The 1324-nt window shown below is 68.7% G+C and carries 1 protein-coding gene; it reads right to left on the reverse strand.

All coding sequences use genetic code 11. From position 1 onward, the window contains the following. A partial coding sequence (locus tag ACOWU6_RS16795) for a CoA-acylating methylmalonate-semialdehyde dehydrogenase (protein WP_421076397.1) occupies positions 1 to 1324 on the reverse strand: 1324 nt, incomplete at both ends.

The raw sequence follows: 1324 nt of genomic DNA on the forward strand, positions 1-1324 counted from the left end.
AGTCGTTCTGGGGGAAGCCGAGGTTGATGCCGCCGTGGGTCGCGGGGTCGAGCCAGCGGCTCGTGACGGCCTTCTCGCGCGTGAAGAAGTCGAAGCCGTGCACGCCGTACGCCTTCGCGTCGCCGAACAGCGACTGCTTCCATCCGCCGAACGAGTGGTACGCGACCGGCACGGGGATCGGCACGTTGATGCCGATCATGCCGACCTGGATCTCGTTCTGGAAGCGGCGTGCCGCGCCGCCGTCGTTCGTGAAGATCGCGGTTCCGTTGCCGAACTGCCCGGAGTTGATGAGGTCGACGCCCTCCTGGAAGCTCTGCACGCGGACGACCTCGAGCACGGGCCCGAAGATCTCCTCCTGGTACGCGCGAGAGGTGGTCGGCACCTTGTCGATGAGCGTCGGGCCGAAGAAGAAGCCGTCCTCGTGCCCCTCGACGCGGAAGTCGCGCCCGTCGACGACGATCGTGGCGCCATCCTGCTCGGCGATGTCGACGTAGCCGGCGACCTTCTCGCGGTGCTGCGCGGTGATCAGCGGGCCCATGTCGGGCTCGACGCCGTCGACGCCGGCGCCGTTGCCGATGCGGAGCTTCGCGATCCGCTCCGAGATCTTCGCGATGAGCTCGTCGGCCACCGGCTCGACCGCGAGCACGACCGAGATCGCCATGCACCGCTCCCCCGCCGCGCCATAGCCGGCGTTGATCGCCTGGTCGGCGACGAGGTCGAGGTCGGCGTCGGGCAGCACGAGCATGTGGTTCTTCGCGCCGCCGAGCGCCTGCACGCGCTTGCCGTGCTTCGACGCGGTCTCGTAGATGTACTGCGCGATCGGCGTCGAGCCGACGAACGACACCGACTGCACGCGSGGGTCGGTGAGGAGGCCRTCGACGGCGAGCTTGTCGCCCTGAAGGACCGTGAACACGCCGTCCGGCAGYCCGGCCTCCTTCCACAGCTGCGCGAGCCACAGCGCCGCCGAGGGGTCCTTCTCGCTCGGCTTGAGCACGACCGCGTTGCCGGCCGCGATCGCGATGGGGAAGAACCACATCGGCACCATGGCCGGGAARTTGAACGGGCTGATCACGCCCACCACGCCGAGAGGCTGCTTGATCGAGTACACGTCGATGCCCGTCGAGGCGTTCTCGCTGAACGCGCCCTTGATGAGGTGCGGGAACCCGGTGGCGAGCTCGACGACCTCCTGGCCGCGCAGGATCTCGCCCATGGCGTCGGAGAGGACCTTGCCGTGCTCGGCCGTGATGATCGCGGCGAGCTCGCCCTTGCGCGCGTTGAGCAGCTCGCGGAACGCGAACAGCACGGTCTGCCGCTTCGCGACCGA

Origin of the sequence: Microbacterium sp. SA156 (assembly GCF_049065455.1) — a bacterium.
GTDB classification, from domain to species: Bacteria; Actinomycetota; Actinomycetes; order Actinomycetales; family Microbacteriaceae; genus Microbacterium; species Microbacterium barkeri.